The sequence below is a fragment of the Rhizobium sp. WW_1 genome (assembly GCF_003610155.1).
GTDB classification, from domain to species: Bacteria; Pseudomonadota; Alphaproteobacteria; order Rhizobiales; family Rhizobiaceae; genus Rhizobium; species Rhizobium tropici_A.
The window spans coordinates 414709-430484 of the sequence record NZ_RAIN01000002.1 but is presented as its reverse complement, the minus strand read 5'-3'; the positions used below and the strand labels follow the sequence as shown (position 1 = coordinate 430484).

Annotated in this window: 18 protein-coding genes; 7 read left to right on the top strand and 11 right to left on the bottom strand. The window is 60.3% G+C overall.

What is annotated here, in order from left to right; translation table 11 throughout:
* Positions 1-73 precede the first annotated feature (73 nt).
* Entirely contained in the window at positions 74-445 is a 372-nt protein-coding gene (locus BJ928_RS09415) for a helix-turn-helix domain-containing protein (protein ID WP_047631739.1), read from the top strand.
* Between the two features lie 35 nt (positions 446-480).
* On the opposite strand, the gene BJ928_RS09410 is transcribed toward BJ928_RS09415, so the two are convergent.
* On the bottom strand, positions 481-1131 hold the full coding sequence (locus tag BJ928_RS09410; RefSeq protein WP_245432277.1) for a polysaccharide deacetylase family protein: 651 nt from the start codon (positions 1129-1131) through the stop codon (positions 481-483).
* On the opposite strand from BJ928_RS09410, the gene BJ928_RS39315 reads away from it, so the two are divergent.
* Positions 1054-1488 (top strand): hypothetical protein, encoded by a 435-nt coding sequence (locus BJ928_RS39315; protein WP_245432281.1) that lies wholly within the window; start codon positions 1054-1056, stop codon positions 1486-1488. The genes BJ928_RS09410 and BJ928_RS39315 overlap by 78 nt on opposite strands.
* A 69-nt stretch (positions 1489-1557) precedes the next feature.
* Here BJ928_RS39315 and minE read toward each other — a convergent pair whose 3' ends face one another.
* From minE to BJ928_RS09385, 4 genes are all read right to left on the bottom strand, one after another.
* Entirely contained in the window at positions 1558-1818 is a 261-nt protein-coding gene (minE, locus tag BJ928_RS09405) for a cell division topological specificity factor MinE (RefSeq protein WP_047631740.1), read from the bottom strand.
* On the bottom strand, positions 1815-2630 hold the full coding sequence (gene minD, locus BJ928_RS09400) for a septum site-determining protein MinD (protein ID WP_047631741.1): 816 nt from the start codon (positions 2628-2630) through the stop codon (positions 1815-1817). The genes minE and minD overlap by 4 nt, the downstream gene beginning before the upstream one ends.
* A gap of 29 nt (positions 2631-2659) precedes the next feature.
* Positions 2660-3391: a septum site-determining protein MinC gene (gene minC, locus BJ928_RS09395; RefSeq protein ID WP_047631742.1), complete on the bottom strand. Its 732-nt coding sequence runs from the start codon at positions 3389-3391 to the stop codon at positions 2660-2662.
* 315 nt (positions 3392-3706) lie between these two features.
* Entirely contained in the window at positions 3707-4123 is a 417-nt protein-coding gene (locus BJ928_RS09385; RefSeq protein ID WP_047631743.1) for an organic hydroperoxide resistance protein, read from the bottom strand.
* Positions 4124-4340: 217 nt separating this feature from the next.
* Here BJ928_RS09385 and BJ928_RS09380 point away from each other — a divergent pair, with 217 nt between their 5' ends.
* Positions 4341-4529, top strand: a complete 189-nt coding sequence (locus BJ928_RS09380; RefSeq protein ID WP_047631744.1) for a hypothetical protein — start codon at positions 4341-4343, stop codon at positions 4527-4529.
* A gap of 53 nt (positions 4530-4582) precedes the next feature.
* Here BJ928_RS09380 and BJ928_RS09375 read toward each other — a convergent pair whose 3' ends face one another.
* The 3 genes from BJ928_RS09375 to BJ928_RS09365 form a co-directional block, all read right to left on the bottom strand.
* On the bottom strand, positions 4583-5905 hold the full coding sequence (locus tag BJ928_RS09375) for a HAMP domain-containing sensor histidine kinase (RefSeq protein ID WP_052227715.1): 1323 nt from the start codon (positions 5903-5905) through the stop codon (positions 4583-4585).
* Positions 5902-6642: a response regulator gene (locus BJ928_RS09370; protein ID WP_047631745.1), complete on the bottom strand. Its 741-nt coding sequence runs from the start codon at positions 6640-6642 to the stop codon at positions 5902-5904. Before BJ928_RS09370 ends, BJ928_RS09375 begins: the two co-directional genes overlap by 4 nt.
* A 113-nt stretch (positions 6643-6755) precedes the next feature.
* Positions 6756-7808 (bottom strand): alpha/beta hydrolase, encoded by a 1053-nt coding sequence (locus tag BJ928_RS09365; protein WP_047631746.1) that lies wholly within the window; start codon positions 7806-7808, stop codon positions 6756-6758.
* Between the two features lie 359 nt (positions 7809-8167).
* Here BJ928_RS09365 and BJ928_RS09360 point away from each other — a divergent pair, with 359 nt between their 5' ends.
* A complete protein-coding gene (locus BJ928_RS09360; RefSeq protein WP_047631747.1) occupies positions 8168-9940 on the top strand; it encodes a cytochrome c biogenesis protein DipZ in 1773 nt (590 codons plus the stop codon).
* 50 nt (positions 9941-9990) lie between these two features.
* On the top strand, positions 9991-10749 hold the full coding sequence (locus tag BJ928_RS09355) for an alpha/beta hydrolase (protein WP_047631748.1): 759 nt from the start codon (positions 9991-9993) through the stop codon (positions 10747-10749).
* 45 nt (positions 10750-10794) lie between these two features.
* Here the strand turns inward: BJ928_RS09355 and BJ928_RS09350 are convergent, their stop codons facing one another.
* Together BJ928_RS09350 and BJ928_RS09345 are read right to left on the bottom strand one after the other, a co-directional pair.
* Positions 10795-11412 (bottom strand): class I SAM-dependent methyltransferase, encoded by a 618-nt coding sequence (locus BJ928_RS09350; RefSeq protein WP_047631749.1) that lies wholly within the window; start codon positions 11410-11412, stop codon positions 10795-10797.
* A 120-nt stretch (positions 11413-11532) separates the two neighbouring features.
* Positions 11533-12429 (bottom strand): LysR family transcriptional regulator, encoded by an 897-nt coding sequence (locus BJ928_RS09345; protein WP_047631750.1) that lies wholly within the window; start codon positions 12427-12429, stop codon positions 11533-11535.
* A gap of 94 nt (positions 12430-12523) precedes the next feature.
* On the opposite strand from BJ928_RS09345, the gene BJ928_RS09340 reads away from it, so the two are divergent.
* Both BJ928_RS09340 and BJ928_RS09335 read left to right on the top strand, forming a co-directional pair.
* Positions 12524-13939, top strand: a complete 1416-nt coding sequence (locus BJ928_RS09340) for an aldehyde dehydrogenase family protein (RefSeq protein WP_047631932.1) — start codon at positions 12524-12526, stop codon at positions 13937-13939.
* 174 nt (positions 13940-14113) lie between these two features.
* Positions 14114-14608: a cytochrome b/b6 domain-containing protein gene (locus BJ928_RS09335; protein ID WP_047631751.1), complete on the top strand. Its 495-nt coding sequence runs from the start codon at positions 14114-14116 to the stop codon at positions 14606-14608.
* 20 nt (positions 14609-14628) lie between these two features.
* Here the strand turns inward: BJ928_RS09335 and solA are convergent, their stop codons facing one another.
* Positions 14629-15774, bottom strand: a complete 1146-nt coding sequence (solA, locus tag BJ928_RS09330; protein ID WP_047631752.1) for an N-methyl-L-tryptophan oxidase — start codon at positions 15772-15774, stop codon at positions 14629-14631.
* Positions 15775-15776: the final 2 nt, after the last annotated feature.

The window sequence follows — 15776 nt, the reverse complement described above, 5'->3', positions numbered from 1 at the left end:
TTCTAGATATACGTTGTAAATCTACGATCAATTACGCACCTTAAAGTGCGTAGATATACCGGAGGATATCCAGATGCCTGGAAAGGTAGACAACGTCTTCTTCGCGGACTGTGCGGCACGCTCGTTCTTCGATCAGGTCGCCAACAAATGGTCCGTCATGATACTGACCGTGCTTGAGGAAAAGCCGACCCGCTTCAATGAGTTCATGCGCAGGCTGGAGGGAATTACGCACAAGGCGCTGACCCAGGCATTGCGACGACTTGAAAGAAATGGGCTGATCTCGCGCAGAGTGCTGGCGACGTCACCGGTCGCGGTGGAATATTCGATCACCGATCTTGGCCGGACGCTTCAGGTGCCGTTCGGCGCGGTCTATGAATGGGCGATCAACCATCTGCACCACATCGAAGAAGCACAGGAAAGCTATGACGCTCGCGCGAATATGTAAGGCAAGCATATTCGAAAATGACGACGCAGGGGTATTTACGGGTTCGAGGGCGCATAATTTCTGATGTCGCCGAAAGCGTAACCACGATCACGTAGCTTGCGGATCAGCGACTGCAGGTTTTCGCGGCCGTTGAACTGGTCCTGAAACATCTGATCGTGCATGAGCAGGATCATCTTTCCGCGTTGCGTGAAGCGGCCATACTGAAACAGATGGTCGATTTCATTGACGAGATGGTCCACCGATTGAACCGGCTTGCCATCATCGCTGTGCACCCATTCGAAATCCCAGCCGTAGAGATAGAAGCCCGCCTCGGCGACAAGCTCGTAGTCGAGCCACTCGCGCTCCCATTGGGCGACATTGATGGAGAGATCCTCTCTCGACACGGTCGGCAGCCGAAAGACGTCCCTGCCCGGCAGCCGCGCATTCACCATCGGCGTCAGGCCAAGTACTTCATTGGCGTGCAGCATGTCGGCAACCACGGCCTGTGTATTGGAGTAGTAGCGCCGATAGCGGTTGTTCGCATGGCTGTAGCTATGGTTTCCAACAGTCACCAGCGGCATCGCCTTGGCTTCGGCCAGAAGGTCACGACCGGCAGGGATGGTTTCGACATGCAGGCCGACCATGAACATGGCGGCTGGAACATTTTCCTCGCTCAGCACGGAAAGGACATTTTGCGTCCCCGGCAGGGGACCGTCATCGAAAGTCAGATAGATCGTCTTGTCCGCCGCCTGGGCAGAGATGGCACAGACAATCAGGAAGAGGCCGCCAAGCAAGCATCTGAAGACAGCATTCCACTGATGATTCAATCCGTCCAAGCCAGCCGCCTCCCGCATTATCGCTGCAAACTGGCATATCGCATTGGACAAGAAAAGCGCCGCGAATGCGACAAAAGCAAAGGGCGCTCTACCCATTTCTGGGGAGCGCCCTTGCTTTTTAACCCGGACAGCGAACACCGGCTCGACACAGAGATGTCAGCACGGCAGGCCATCGATACAGGTGATGGCGTGCAGATAATCTCGAATCATCGTCTTTGCAAGGGTTAACTTCGAAAAAATTCGAAGTTCTGCCACATGGAAAACCCATGTGGCACCATTCGCACATATCAGTGACCGTCAGGCGGCCTGCAAGCTCGCGTCGCGCGGGATCTCGACGTCGATCTCCAGCATGGAGACGTCCTTGTCGCGATCCATCTTTACCTGCACCTTGTCGCGATCGACTTGGACATGCTTGGCGATGACAGCGAGAATTTCCTCCCTCAGCACGGATACGAGATCCGAGCCTACCGAGGCGCGCTCGTGGGCAAGGAGGATCTGCAGGCGCTCACGCGCCATCGGTGCAGATCTCTGCTTGCGAAACAGTCCGAAAATGCTCATGCGGCCCTCCTTGCGAAGATTTTGCCGAAGATACCCCGCTTTTCGCCGGGAATGGTGATCGGCACCTGTTCGCCGGCAAGACGGCGTGCGGCTTCGAAATAAGCAAGCGACGGCGCGCAGCGCGCATCGGCAAGCGTCACAGGCGAACCGAGGTTGGAAGCGCGCAGGACGTCGGTGCTTTCCGGAATGATGCCGAGCAGCGGAATGGAGAGGATCTCCAGGACATCATCGACCTTCAGCATGTCGCCGCGTTCGGCGCGGGCGGCGTCGAAGCGGGTCAGCAGCAGGTGCTTTTCCATGCGCTCGCCACGCTCTGCCTTCAGCGTCTTGGAATCAAGCAGGCCGATGATGCGATCGGAATCGCGCACCGACGAGACTTCCGGGTTGGTAACGACGACAGCGACATCGGCGTGACGCATGGCAAGCGTTGCGCCGCGTTCGATGCCGGCCGGGCTGTCGCAGATGACCCAGTCGAAATAGTTCTTGAGTTCGTTGATGACGCGCTCGACGCCCTCCGGCGTCAGGTTGTCCTTGTCGCGGGTCTGCGAGGCCGGCAGGAGGAAGAGCGTCTCCAGCCGCTTGTCGCGGATCAGCGCCTGCGGCAGCTTGGCATCGCCGTGAATGACATTGACGAGATCGTAGACGACACGGCGTTCCGCGCCCATGACCAGATCGAGGTTGCGCAGGCCGACGTCGAAATCGACCACGACGACCTTTTCGTTTCTCTGTGCCAGAGCCGCCCCCAATGCGGCCGTCGAAGTCGTCTTTCCAACTCCGCCCTTGCCTGATGTGACGACGATTACCTTGCCCATCTTGCTCTCCTGTTTTGGCCGGCTTCGGCTCAGATTAGTTTTTCGGCCATGATCGTTTCACCATCCAGCCAGAGCTGAACGGCTTGCCCCCTGAGGCCGGGTGATACGTCTTCCGCCATTTTGTAAATTCCATCGATCGCCAAAAGCTCGGCCTCGAGCTTGCGGCAGAAGATTCGCGCCGAGGCATTGCCGATCGAGCCTGCCATGGCGCGGCCGCGAAGGGCGCCGTAGATATGGACCGATCCGCCCGCGATGACCTCAGCACCGGATGCCACCGAACCGATGACGGTGACATCGCCTTCGGGAAAGATCACCGACTGGCCGGAACGCACCGGCTCGCGGATGATCAGCGACTGCGTGACCGGCCGGATTTCCGGCGGCGGCGCCTTGGGTTCGCTGTTGCGGCGCTCCACGACCGGCTCGGCCTCGGAAACCTCGAAATCAGCGGCAGGGCGCCCGCCCTTCAGGATCGGCGGCATACCAGGCCCTGATATCGACGGGCGGCCGCCCTCGATGCCCATGATGCTGACATTGCGGGCCGAAAGCTCTGATATCAGCTCCTTGAGCTGCGCCTTGTCGATCGGCAGATCAGTAATGTCGAGCACGACCGGCCGCCCCAGAAAGAAGCCGGCCGAACGGGCTGCTAGATCGTCAAGCCTTGTCAACCACTGATCCAGCGGAAGATCCGGCGAAAGCATGACCGCGAGAAATGAGCGGCCCTTGATACGGATCGAACGAGCGTCTGTTAGCACTTTGGTCATCTATGTGAATAAATCGTTGATCTTGTGTACCGTTGATATGGTTAACAAGTGGTTAACGCGGGACTCCATTCGAGCCCGGAGCGCCCCATAAAACAGCGATGCTTGCAAGCGCCGAAGGCTCGTTCGAACCGGGGTCGTAGACGCATGGAGCGGCGAAAATCGCAGCTCCTGCAAGGAGAAGAATGATAGCCTTCATGTGATCCTCCATGCGCAAGGCATGACCTGCCCTGCCTGAAATTCGATGTGATAAAAATTAACGATTCTGCGCGCCGCACCTTTCTGGCGCGGCGCGCAATGTCGATGCACGGGTGATTCTCAGGCGAGCTTCAGCTCGACATTGATGTTGCCGCGAGTCGCCTTCGAATAGGGGCAGGTCTGGTGAGCTTCCTCGACCAGCGTGCGGGCGAGTTCCGGCTCGATGCCGGGCATGCTGACGGTCAGGCGCGCCTGCAGGAAGTAGGCGCCTTCCGTGGTGCCGAGATCCACTTCCGCATCGACAGCAAGATCGGCCGGAAGCTTGATCTTGCGCTTGCCCGCAGCCAGACCCATTGCGCCTATGAAGCAAGCCGACCAGCCGGCCGCAAAGAGCTGCTCGGGATTGGTGCCGGCATGGGCGCTGCCCGGAGGTGAAAGCTTGACATCCAGCTGGTTGTCATCGCTGCGGGCAGAGCCATCGCGGCCGCCGATTGTGTGGGTCTTGGCGGTATAGAGAACCTTGTCGATCTTGGTCATGGAACACTCCTTTGTTGCGTTGCCCGCTCGATGGGTCGTGAGAGGCAACGTCTGTTGACGGAGTTGTTTTTGATCGATCGACGTATCCGGCATGTTTCCGGAAAAGCCGGAAGTGTCACAAAACGTAGGGCCTAACAAGCCGGATACAAACGCTTACAAAGATCCTGGTAAGTGTCAGTAGAGTAAAAAGGCGAATAGATGATCGGAGATACGCCTGATGCAAAGCGAGACGAAACAACATTTCGAGACGCGCGATCTCGACGGAGACGCGCAGAGGACTCGGATGGAGGCCTATCAAGTTGTTTCCAACGAGGATGCCAAGCGGTTATCCAACGAGCGATACCTGCTTTGGCTGGCGCTAGCTGTGGTCCTGTTGCTATTAGCTTGGCTACTTGGCTGGATTTAGCTTCCATCCAGCCAACAGAAGGCCAGCTACCTAAAAATCCTTTCCGCGAGCGATCAGGAGATGACGACCTCGGCCGCGAGACCACCGCCATCACGGTTATAGAGCCTCACGGAACCGCCCAGTGTCTGGGCGAGCTGCTGGGCAATCGCCAAGCCAAGCCCGGTGCCGCCTGTATTGCGGTTGCGCGACTGTTCCAGCCGGAAGAAGGGCTGCATCGCCGCCTCGATCTGGTCCTGCGGAATGCCGGGACCGCGATCCAGCACCGTTATAGTGATCTCACCCGTATCCCTGCGCTCCACGGCGATTTCTGCTGCGCCGGCGAATTTCAGGGCATTGTCGATGAAATTGGTGAGGATGCGGCGAAGCGCATGCGGCTTCGTCGTCGCCGTCCCCTGGATGAGGCCGAGAATCTCGACGGATTTGCCGGTGTCCTGATAGTCGTAGCTGATGCTTTCGATGAAGGATGCAAGATCGATGCGCGCGCTCTTCTCGCCATTGCCATGGGCACTGCGCGCATAGGCGATCCCGTCCTGCACCAGACGCTCGATCTCGCCGAGATCCTGCAAGAGCTTGGTCTTCTCGGGCGAATCGTCGGCGATATCGGCACGTAGGCGCATACGGGTGATCGGCGTCTGCAGATCGTGCGAGATGGCCGCCAGAATCTGCACGCGTTCCTCGAGATAATGCGCGATCCTGTCACGCATCGCGTTGAAGGCCTTGGCCGTGTGCGCGACCTCGCTCGGCCCCCGATCGCTCAATGCCGGCCCCTTCTTGTTCGGGTCGAGGGCATCGGCGGCGGCGGCAAATTCGGCGAGAGGCCGGATCGCCTGGCGCACGGCGAACCAGGTGCAGAGAATGATCAGCAGCATCTGGACGACGAAGACATAGGGTAGCCACGCCGCGATCGGCATGATCCCTTTCGGCGTGACGTCAATCGTCAGCGGACTGCCATCGCTCAAATTGAGATGCGCCTGCAGCCGCGAGATCGGACCCGGTATCGATTCCATGCGGATAGGAAATCGATGGCCGACGGCATCCTCGATCTTCGCCGCAATTTCCGCGCCATGCTCGGAGGTATCGGGCACGCCGGGCAGGCCATTGCCCAGCTCGAAAGTATAGTTGCCGCGGCTCAGCCAATCGACGAAATTTGCCCTTTCATCGGCCGGCAGGCGATCAAGCACGGCGATCGAGGTCGCGACGTCATTCTCCAGTGTGCCGAGCATGATGGCCTTGGCCGACATGTAGCGCTCGAGGTAGAGTACGCTGAAGGACAGGCCGTAGGCGATCGCAAGCCCGGCAAGCAGAATCAGAAAGATGCGCGAGCGCAAGGTGCTGGGCCACCAGAAACCCCGCGCTGACAAGCCCGCCATGCTCATGAGCGAAGCTCCGCGATCTCAACCGGAACGGAGAAGACATAGCCTTCGCTGCGAACCGTCTTGATGTACATCGGCTCGCGTGCATCATCCCCCAGACGCTGGCGCAGTCGGCTGACGAGCAGGTCGATGGAGCGATCGAAAAGATCGGCGTCACGCCCTTGCGTCAGGTTCAGCAATTGATCGCGATTGAGCACCCGCTGCGGGTGATCGATGAAGACGCGCAGCAGGCGATATTCCGCGCCGCTGAGCGTGATCTCCGTTCCATCTTTGTCGAGCAGATGGCGGCCGACCGTATCTAGTCGCCAATCCCCGAAGACCAGCATCTGGCCGGCTTCGCTGATCTGCAGGTTCGGTGGTAGCATGCGGGTGCGGCGCAGAACCGCCTTGATACGGGCAAGCAGCTCTCGCGCGGCGAAGGGCTTTGCCAGATAGTCGTCTGCGCCCATTTCAAGGCCGAGAATGCGATCCATTTCATCATCGCGCGCCGTCAGCATGAGGACGGGTGTCGCCTTGTGCTTTCCGGAGCGAAGCTCGCGACACAGCACAAGGCCGTCGTCTCCCGGCATCATCACGTCGAGCACGATCAGATCGACCGAATTGGCCTCGAGAAAGCTGCGCATCTGCCGGCCGTCGGCAGCCGTCGTCGCCCGCAAGCCATTCTTCTTCAGATAGCTCGACACCAGCTCACGGATTTCCCGATCGTCATCCACGATCAGAATATGGTCGACATGTTCCATTTCGAATTCCCACTCACCATCGTAAGCATCAAGCTACGAATATTCTTCCCTTACGGCGCCAACAGCTAAAGGCGCCAGCTTACGCCGGCGCCTTCCCGCGCGCTACCGCCGAACTAGAAACGATCAACATCTATCACGGCCTGGGCGAAAGCCTGCGGGGCTTCCTGAGGCAAGTTATGGCCGATGCCGCCGGTGATGGTGCGGTGCTCGTACTTGCCCGAGAACTTGCCGCGATAGGCCGACGGTTCCGGATGCGGCGCGCCATTGGCATCGCCTTCCATGGTGATCGTCGGGATCGAAATCACCGGCCCGGTGGCAAGCTTCTTCTCATAGGCATCGAACTTCGCTTCGCCCTCGACGAGACCAAGCCGCCAACGGTAATTGTGGATGACGATCTCGACATGGTCGGGATTGTCGAAGGCTGCAGCCGAGCGATCGTAGGTCGCGTCATCGAACGCCCATTGCGGCGAGGCGGTGTGCCAGATCAGCTTTGCAAAATCGTGGCGGTTTTCCTGGTAGCCAAGACGGCCACGCTCGGTGGCGAAATAGAACTGATACCACCAGGCAAGCTCGGCCTTCGGCGGCAACGGCTTGCGGTTGATTTCCTGGCTGCCGATGAGATAGCCGCTGACCGAAACCAGAGCCTTGCAACGCTCGGGCCAAAGGGCGGCCATGATATCGGCGGTGCGGCCACCCCAGTCGTAGCCGGCAATGACGGCCTTGTCGATCTTCAGCGCATCGAGAAGATCGATCATGTCGGCGGCAAGGGCTGCCTGCTGGCCGTTGCGCGGCGTGTCCTTCGAAAGGAAGGTGGTGGTGCCGTAGCCGCGCAGATAAGGAATGATGACGCGATAGCCGGCACCGGCAAGCAGCGGCGCCACATCGACGAAGCTGTAGATGTCATAGGGCCAGCCATGCAGCAGCAGCACGACCGGACCGTTGGCCGGGCCGGCTTCCGCGTAGCCGACATTAAGCACGCCCGCATTGATCTGCTTCAGAGCGCCAAAGGAAGTGTGGGTGCCGGCATTGACCCCGGGGAGCGTCGAAGCGGAAGCCTTTGTTTCCGCAGCATCGGCGATGGCAGGCAGGCCGAATTCGGCGGCGGCAACGGCGATTGCAGCAATGCCGAAAAAGCGGCGGCGGGTGTGGTTGATTTCCTCGGACATTTGTCTCTCCTGTCGATTGGATTGTGAGGCTGACAAAACCAGCCGCATGTATCGCCGATGTGTCGCAGGCGGCAGCCTTTTGAATGCCTGTGTAGCTTCAGGCCGCACAGATACAGTCTGATACAATCCGGTCCCTTTTCTCCCACCGCGTCGGCAGGCAGCTGAGCCACTAGCGAAATCGCATCCAAATCGCCCAGTTTGTATCGCAATGTATCGAAGCCGCAGGCACAGACGTTTCGGTACATTCTCCCGTTCCGCCGGACACATTCGAGATACGTCGTCGACGGCAGATGGCGTCACTGCTGAGCACGGCACGTCGCCGTTAGCAGCCGGTCAATCGCTTCTAAAGGAACAAGACGATGACGCTTCTCATCATTGCCTATCTCGGCGGTGCGCTGACGATCCTCAGTCCGTGCATCCTGCCCATCCTCCCCTTCGTCTTTGCCCGCGCCGGACAGCCCTTCGTCAGAAGCACGCTGCCGATGCTTGTTGGCATGGCGTTTACCTTTGCCGTTGTCGCAACCCTTGCCGCGGTCGGCGGCGCCTGGGCCATCCGCGCCAATGAATATGGTCGCCTCGCAGCAATCGTCCTGCTGGGGCTCTTCGGCCTGAGCCTGATATCGCCGCGCATCGCCAGTGCCCTGTCCCGGCCGGTGGTCGATCTCGGCAACAATCTCTTGAACGCCGCCGGCGCTCAGCGCGCGACTGCGAGCGTCCGCAGCTCCTTCGTGCTCGGTATTGCAACCGGCCTGCTATGGGCGCCTTGCGCCGGCCCGATCCTCGGGCTTGTCCTGACGGGTGCCGCCTTGAAGGGTGCCAATCTGCAGACGACATTCCTGCTGCTTGCCTATGGCGCCGGTGCCGCGACCTCGCTTGCCGTCGCACTCTTTGCCGGCGGCAAGATCTTTGCCCGTATGAAGCAATCCCTCGGCGTCAGTGAACGCATCCGTCAGCTTGCAGGAGCCGCCGTCCTCGCGGGCGTCGCGACCATCGCGCTTGGCCTCGATACCGGCCTGCTCGCCCGCCTTTCCTATGCAAGCACCGGCTCGTTCGAACAGGCTTTGCTCGAGAAGCTGCATAGCAAGGATATCGCTCCGGAAACCGAAGTTGCCAGCAATGGCGCTATGAAGGTTGCAACCGACGCGACCCGCCCCTTCCACAGCGACCTTCCGATCGAAGGCCCAGCCCCTTCCCTCGATGGCGCCGTCACCTGGCTGAATTCGCAGCCGCTGACCACAGCTGAACTGCGCGGCAAAGTCGTGCTCGTCGACTTCTGGACCTATTCCTGCATCAACTGCATCCGCACCATTCCCTATGTTCGTGCCTGGGCGGAAAAGTATAAGGATCAGGGTCTCGTCGTGATCGGCGTCCATGCTCCGGAATTCGCCTTCGAGAAGAACGTCGATAACGTCAAGAAGGCGATCGCCGACTTCAAGATCGGCTATCCCGTCGCGATCGACAACGACTACCGCATCTGGCGCGCCTTCGAAAACAACTACTGGCCTGCCCATTATCTGATCGATGCCAACGGGCAGATCCGCTACCAGCATTTCGGCGAAGGCAACTATCGCCAGACCGAACAGGCAATCCAGGATCTGCTGCGCGAAGCCGGCAGCGACATGGCTCAAAGCGGCACGGTCGCGCCCGATGCGAAGGGTGCGGAAGCAAGCCCCGACCTCGGCCATATCCGCTCCGGCGAAACCTATATCGGCTATAGCCAGGCCACAGGTTTCGTCTCCCCGGAAGGCCTGAAGGCAGGTACGGCCGCCGACTATTCCGTTGCCAATCCCGGCCTGAACCAATGGGGCCTGACGGGCACCTGGACGGTCGGCCCGGAAGAGGCATCGCTCAGCAAGGCAGGCGGCGGCATCACTTACCGTTTCAGCGCCCGCGACCTGCACCTCGTCCTCGGACCCTCGGCTGACGGCAAACCGATCCGCTTCCAGGTGACCGTGGACGGAAAGGCGCCCGGCGCCAATCACGGCTCCGATATCGACGCCGACGGCAATGGCACCGTGACGGCAACCAAGCTCTACCAGCTCGTCCGCCAATCCGGTGACGTCACTGCACGCAACTTCGAGATCCGCTTCCTCGACCCCGGGGTCCAGGCCTACGCCTTCACCTTCGGCTGAAATTCCCCCTTCACCCCAAGCATGAACCTCAACGGACAGGAGTTACTTTCATGAAGACCCGTTTTCTTTCCATTATCGCCCTCGGCCTTGCCGCAAGCACTATCGCATTCGCGGCGCAGGCAGCCGAGATCAAGAACATCGTCATCGTCCACGGCGCCCTTGCCGATGGTTCGGGATGGCGCAAGGCAGCCGATATCCTTGAGAAGGACGGTTTCAAGGTCACTGTGGTGCAGGAGCCGATTACTTCGCTTGCCGACGATGTCGCCGCCACCAACCGCGTGCTCGACCTTCAGACCGGACCGAGCCTGCTGGTCGGCCACAGTTATGGCGGCATGGTCATCACCGAAGCGGGTAATCGCCCGGATGTTGCCGGCCTCGTCTATGTGGCGGCGTTTCAGCCGGACAAGGGCGAGAGCCTGATCAGCCTTGCAAGCTCGAAGCCGGCGGGCAGCATGAACATTCGCGAGACCAAGGATGGCCAGTATCTCTACCTCGATCCGGCGACATTCGCAGCCGACTTTGCCGCCGACCTGCCGAAGGACGAGGCCGCCTTCCTGGCTAAATCGCAGGTCTTTGCAGCGAAGGCCGCCTTTACCGCCAAGGTCGGCGATCCCGCCTGGCGGGCGAAAAAGAGCTGGGTCGTCGTTGCCACCAACGACCGCTCGATCAACCCCGAGCTTGAGCGCAGCATGGCCAAGCGCGCCGGCAGCGACGTCACCGAAATCAAGGGTAGCCATGCCGTCTTCGCCTCGCAGCCGGAAAAGGTCGCAGCCGTGATCGAAAAGGCTGCCAAGGAAGCCGGCAAGTAAGGTTAAACGGGCGGCGGCCTCACAAAGGAGGCTGCCGCTTGCCGCTTATACGGGATCGTAGCGGCTGACTTCGATGCCGGAGCCGACGGGCAGCAGAACGGACGTGATACCCGGTTTTGCGCGAACGGCCTCGCCATAACGCTTCACATCCTCGTTGCCGGGCATGAACATATTGTCGGCAACAATGATCGCACCCGCATTGAGCTTCGGGTAGAAAGCTTCCAGGCAGGGGATGTAGAGATCCTTCCATAGGTCGACGAGCACAAAGTCGACGCCGACTGGAAGCGCTTTGATCATCTCAACGGCATCGCCGATCTGAAAGTCGATATGTTCTGACAGCCCTGCCTTTCCGGCCATCTCCCGCGCAAATTCGGTCTTATAGGCGTGCAGCTCCATGGAGACGAGCTTGCCGCCGCTGACGCGCGCAGCTTCCGCAAGCCAGATGCCGGAATAGCCGAAGGACGTGCCGAGTTCGAGAATGGTCGGCGCCTTCAGGCTCTTCGCCAGAATGTTGATGAAGCGACCCGTCTCCGGTCCGACCGCCCTCAACCGGCGATCCTGGCCGCCATCGCGCCCGCCCGGCGGCATCTCCCTCGGACTACTCTGCTCCTCGCGGATAAGCTCATGATAGGCTTCGAGAACGGCTTCGATCTTCTGATCCATAGCAAACTCACCTTCCCTGCAATCGTCTCGACGATATCTCAGCCAACATGGCTACATCCCGATACGGCGCCACTCAAGCGCCAGGGACGTTCCTGTCTGAAACTTAATCTTCGACGCTGCTCAGCGGGACGCATTCTGCTCGCGGATCAGCTCGATCAAGGCCCGCAGCCGCGCCGGCATCTGGCGTCGCTGGGCGAAATACAGGCTAAGCCCGGAATAAGGCGGGCTCCAATCTTCCAGCACGGAGATCAAATTGCCTGCGGCTACGTGTTCGATGATGGACGCCTCGCTGATATAGGCAAGCCCCGCTCCGTCGAGTGCCGCGCTCAGCATCAGGTCGGAAGCATCAAGGGTCAGGCTTCCCGGCGCATCGATGAGGATGGACTGTCCATGTCGCTCGAACTCCCAACGGTAGAGCCGGCCGCTCGCCATGCGGGCGCGGATGCAGCGATGCTGATGGAGATCGCCGGGGACACGCGGGCGCGGCCTGCTGCTGAAATAAGCGGGCGAACCGACGACGAGCGAGCGTACCCTTGGAACGATGGGGATTGCGACCATATCCGTCGGAACCGCATCTGCGAGACGCACGCCGGCATCGAACCCCTTGCCGATGACGTCGACCAAGGCATTATCGGTGACGATCTCGATCTCGACATCGGGATATCGCCGGCCATATTCGAGTATCAGCGGCACCATTAGCATGCGGGCGGCGCCGGGCGCCATGTTGAGGCGAAGAGTGCCCGATACCGCGCTGGAAGACATACCGGCATTTTCGATCGCCTTGTCGATCGCTGCTAGCGCCGGCCCCACTTCAGCCACCAAACGCTCGCCGGCATCCGATAGGCTTACGCTGCGCGTCGTCCTGTTGAATATTCGCACGGACAGTCGCTCTTCCAGTGCGGCAACCGCATGGCTGAGTGCGGAGGAAGACATGCCGAGCTCGCGTGCGGCCGCCCGAAAGCCGCCATGACGCGCAACGGCGGCGATCGCCTCGAGTTCTGCCAGGCTGGCCTTCATTGCGCAATTTCCCTTATCAAGCTGTCAATTTTTGTCCTGCTAGATCGAACAAATAGCGCATCTTATCTTGGCCGTGAAGACAAAGGAGACGCTCGTGCGCATCATCGATACCATCTACATCAACGGCAGCTTCGTTCAGCCTCACGGCAGGGAAGAAGCTCCGCTCTTCAACCCGGCCACCGAACAACAGATCGGCATCGTACGTCTCGGTGACGAACAGGATGTCGACAATGCCGTCAGCGCCGCCAAGGCGGCATTTGCCGGCTTGTCGCACAGCTCGAAGGCCGACCGCATTGCCATACTGCAAAGCCTGCATGATGCCGTCGCCGCGCGCGCGTCGGATCTCACCGACGCCATGCGCGAGGAATATGGCGCGCCGGCGCCCTTTATCGGTTTCTCGGTGCCACACGCCGCGACCAGCTTTCTCCAAATGGCGAAGACGCTGGAAGATTACGAATTCCGCCGCCGCATCGGCCACGCGGAGATAGAAATGCGCCCGGCCGGGGTCGCTGCCGCCATCACGCCCTGGAACAGCAATTACGGCTTTATCTGCAACAAGCTTGCGACCGCCATCGCCGCCGGCACGACCATGGTCATCAAGCCCTCCGAGATGAGCGCGATCCAGACGCAGGTCCTAACCGAATGCCTGCACGCTGCCGGCCTGCCGAATGGTATCTTCAACATCGTCAACGGTTACGGCCATGTGGTGGGTGCAGCCCTCAGCGCCCATCGCGATATTGCAAAGATCAGCTTCACCGGCTCGACGGCAACAGGGCAGGCGATCCTTCAGGCCGCGTCGGCGACGTTGAAGCGCGTGACGCTCGAACTTGGCGGCAAGAGCCCGAACATCATTCTGGACGATGCCGATCTCGATGTCGTCATTCCGCAGGTACTCGGCGTCGGCCTTGCCAATAGCGGTCAGGCCTGCATCGCTGGCACCCGCATCCTTGCACCGGAAAAGCGCCTCGCTGAAATCCACGAGAAATTAGAAAAAGCCATTGCGGCGCTGAAGGTCGGCGACGCCATCGATCCTGCCGTCAGCGTCGGCCCGATGGTCAGCCAGAAGCAATGGGATCGCGTGCAGTCCTATATCCGCCTCGGCCAGGAGGAAGGCGCCCGGCTTGTTGTCGGCGGAGAAGGACGCCCGGACGGCGTCGATCACGGCTGGTTCGTTCGCCCGACGATCTTCTCCGGTGTCAACAACGACATGCGGATCGCACGCGAGGAAATCTTCGGACCGGTGCTGTGCGTCATCCCCTACCGCGATGATGCGCACGCCCTCGAAATCGCCAATGACACTGTCTACGGCCTGCAGGCCTACATCTTCTCCTCCGATGTCGGCAGGGCAAAGCGGATGGCGGATCGCATCGAAGCAGGCCGCGTCGTCATCAATGGCGCGCCGCATGAACCGCTTGCCCCCTTCGGCGGCTTCAAGCAGTCCGGCGTCGGCCGCGAATTCGGCGTCTACGGTCTCGAATCATTTCTTGAGCCGCGCGCCGTGTTGAGCTGATATCATCATAAGCCCCGGAGGATCTTCATAGGGTTGTCCGGGGCATGCTTGCGAACGCCGATGGCGGTTCTGCCATTCAGACCACCGGGCGATCCGGCACAGCCCGCGGCAGCCTTCAGGTTCTCGTTAGAATCATGCTCTACCTTTAGAACAATTCCAATCTAAGGAGAGCCGATGCCTGCAAGATCCACCTATTCCGTTCCGCAACGCGTCCTGCACTGGCTTATGGCCGTACTCATCTTCTTCAATCTCCTGTTTCCCGATGGCATGAATGCCTGGCGTCGTCTTGTGCGCCATGGGCAGACGCCGACGCCGGCCGACATCTCCAGCGCCAATATTCATGCCTATGCCGGGATCGCTATCCTGCTCCTGGCTATCGTTCGCCTTGGCTTGAGATTGGTGTACGATGTCCCCCCGCGCCCGGACGATCAGCCTGCGTTCCTGCATCACATTGCCAGCGCGACACACTTCCTGCTCTACGCGCTGATCTTCGCAATGCCGCTATCGGGAGTCGCAGCCTACTACCTCGGGATAGATCCTGCCGCCTTTGTCCATGCCGGCCCGATCAAGATCCTGCTCTGGGCTGTGATCGTGCTTCATATATTCGGCGCCTTCGCACAGCACTTCTTCTTCAAGTCTGATGTACTGCGACGCATGACGATCGGTTAGCGCGCCCAAGAGATTGGCGACTATGCCTGGCCGCCAAAGTGCTTTTCGAAGGAAAACAGCGCGGTCGGCAATGCGCTCCCGCCGTCAAGCGCCAGGTCCGCAAGGATTTCGCCGACAACACTGGTGAACTTAAAGCCGTGGCCGGAGCAGGCCGAGGACACCACCACATTCGGCTGTCCCGGTATGCTGTCGATGAGAAAATCCTCGCTCGGCAGCATGGTGTAACGGCAGGTCGTCGCCCGTACGCGGAACGAGGCTGCATTGGGCAGACGCTTGCGGGCAAAGCTGTCGAGCAGATCGGTGTCGGTGTCATTGACCGGTGGATTAGGCGCGGTGGGGTCGATCGGCTCCCGAAAATGCGCATGACGGCCGATTTTCACACCATCGATGCCGATCGCCGGGAAGCCGAAATAGGAACCTTCAGCCCCTTCGTCGCGCAGGAAGCAGGGCATTCGTCGCGGTTCGGCGACAAAGCCGTCCTTTGGCTGATACCAGGCGACCACCTGCCGGATCGGCTGCGCATGTGCCTTCAATTGCGGCACAAGCTCGGCAATCCATGCGCCGGTTGCGACGATCACCTTGCGGGCGCGATATCGTCCCGTCGAGGAAACCACGGTTACACCCTTGTCGTCGGGTTCGATGGAGATCACACGCTCGCCGAAATGCAGGACCGCGCCATCTTCCGCGGCAAGCTTCAGATAACCCATGATCGCCGCTTCCGGGCGAACGTAACCGCCTTGCGGATCGAGCAGCCCGATCTCACCCTCCTCCAGTGCGAAGGCAGGAAAGCGGCGCTTCATGGCGTCCCGATCAAGGATCTCATGCGGCAGGCCGTGCAGGTCGCAGGAGGCGCGCGTGCCGCTGACGATCTTGCTGTCCGGTGCGCCGATCTGCAGAACGCCGGTCACCGTCAGGATCTCGGCGCGCAGCCTCTCCTCAAGCGAACGCCAGTTCTGATAGGCGCGCTTCAGCAGCGGCACATAGGACGGATCCTCGAAGTAACCGAGGCGGATCAGACGGCTATCGCCATGCGAGGAGCTGAGCGCATGGGCCGGGAAATGCGCCTCGATGCCGATCGCCTTTGCGCCGCGCGCCGCGGCGAAAGACAAGGCAGCACTGCCCATCGCGCCAAGCCCGATGACGGCAACGTCGAATTCCGCAGACATGT

What these genes read in the sequence shown, in the direction of transcription:
- BJ928_RS09345 (WP_047631750.1), bottom strand. Translation starts at nt 12,429, where the DNA reads ATGAAGGCCAGCCTGGCAGAACTCGAGGCGATCGCCGCCGTTGCGCGT.
- BJ928_RS09335 (WP_047631751.1), top strand. Translation starts at nt 14,114, where the DNA reads ATGCCTGCAAGATCCACCTATTCCGTTCCGCAACGCGTCCTGCACTGG.
- minD (WP_047631741.1), bottom strand. Translation starts at nt 2,630, where the DNA reads ATGGGCAAGGTAATCGTCGTCACATCAGGCAAGGGCGGAGTTGGAAAG.
- minC (WP_047631742.1), bottom strand. Translation starts at nt 3,391, where the DNA reads ATGACCAAAGTGCTAACAGACGCTCGTTCGATCCGTATCAAGGGCCGC.
- BJ928_RS09370 (WP_047631745.1), bottom strand. Translation starts at nt 6,642, where the DNA reads ATGGAACATGTCGACCATATTCTGATCGTGGATGACGATCGGGAAATC.
- BJ928_RS09380 (WP_047631744.1), top strand. Translation starts at nt 4,341, where the DNA reads ATGCAAAGCGAGACGAAACAACATTTCGAGACGCGCGATCTCGACGGA.
- BJ928_RS09350 (WP_047631749.1), bottom strand. Translation starts at nt 11,412, where the DNA reads ATGGATCAGAAGATCGAAGCCGTTCTCGAAGCCTATCATGAGCTTATC.
- BJ928_RS09365 (WP_047631746.1), bottom strand. Translation starts at nt 7,808, where the DNA reads ATGTCCGAGGAAATCAACCACACCCGCCGCCGCTTTTTCGGCATTGCT.
- BJ928_RS09355 (WP_047631748.1), top strand. Translation starts at nt 9,991, where the DNA reads ATGAAGACCCGTTTTCTTTCCATTATCGCCCTCGGCCTTGCCGCAAGC.
- BJ928_RS39315 (WP_245432281.1), top strand. Translation starts at nt 1,054, where the DNA reads ATGCAGGCCGACCATGAACATGGCGGCTGGAACATTTTCCTCGCTCAG.
- BJ928_RS09415 (WP_047631739.1), top strand. Translation starts at nt 74, where the DNA reads ATGCCTGGAAAGGTAGACAACGTCTTCTTCGCGGACTGTGCGGCACGC.
- solA (WP_047631752.1), bottom strand. Translation starts at nt 15,774, where the DNA reads ATGTCTGCGGAATTCGACGTTGCCGTCATCGGGCTTGGCGCGATGGGC.
- minE (WP_047631740.1), bottom strand. Translation starts at nt 1,818, where the DNA reads ATGAGCATTTTCGGACTGTTTCGCAAGCAGAGATCTGCACCGATGGCG.
- BJ928_RS09385 (WP_047631743.1), bottom strand. Translation starts at nt 4,123, where the DNA reads ATGACCAAGATCGACAAGGTTCTCTATACCGCCAAGACCCACACAATC.
- BJ928_RS09360 (WP_047631747.1), top strand. Translation starts at nt 8,168, where the DNA reads ATGACGCTTCTCATCATTGCCTATCTCGGCGGTGCGCTGACGATCCTC.
- BJ928_RS09375 (WP_052227715.1), bottom strand. Translation starts at nt 5,905, where the DNA reads ATGAGCATGGCGGGCTTGTCAGCGCGGGGTTTCTGGTGGCCCAGCACC.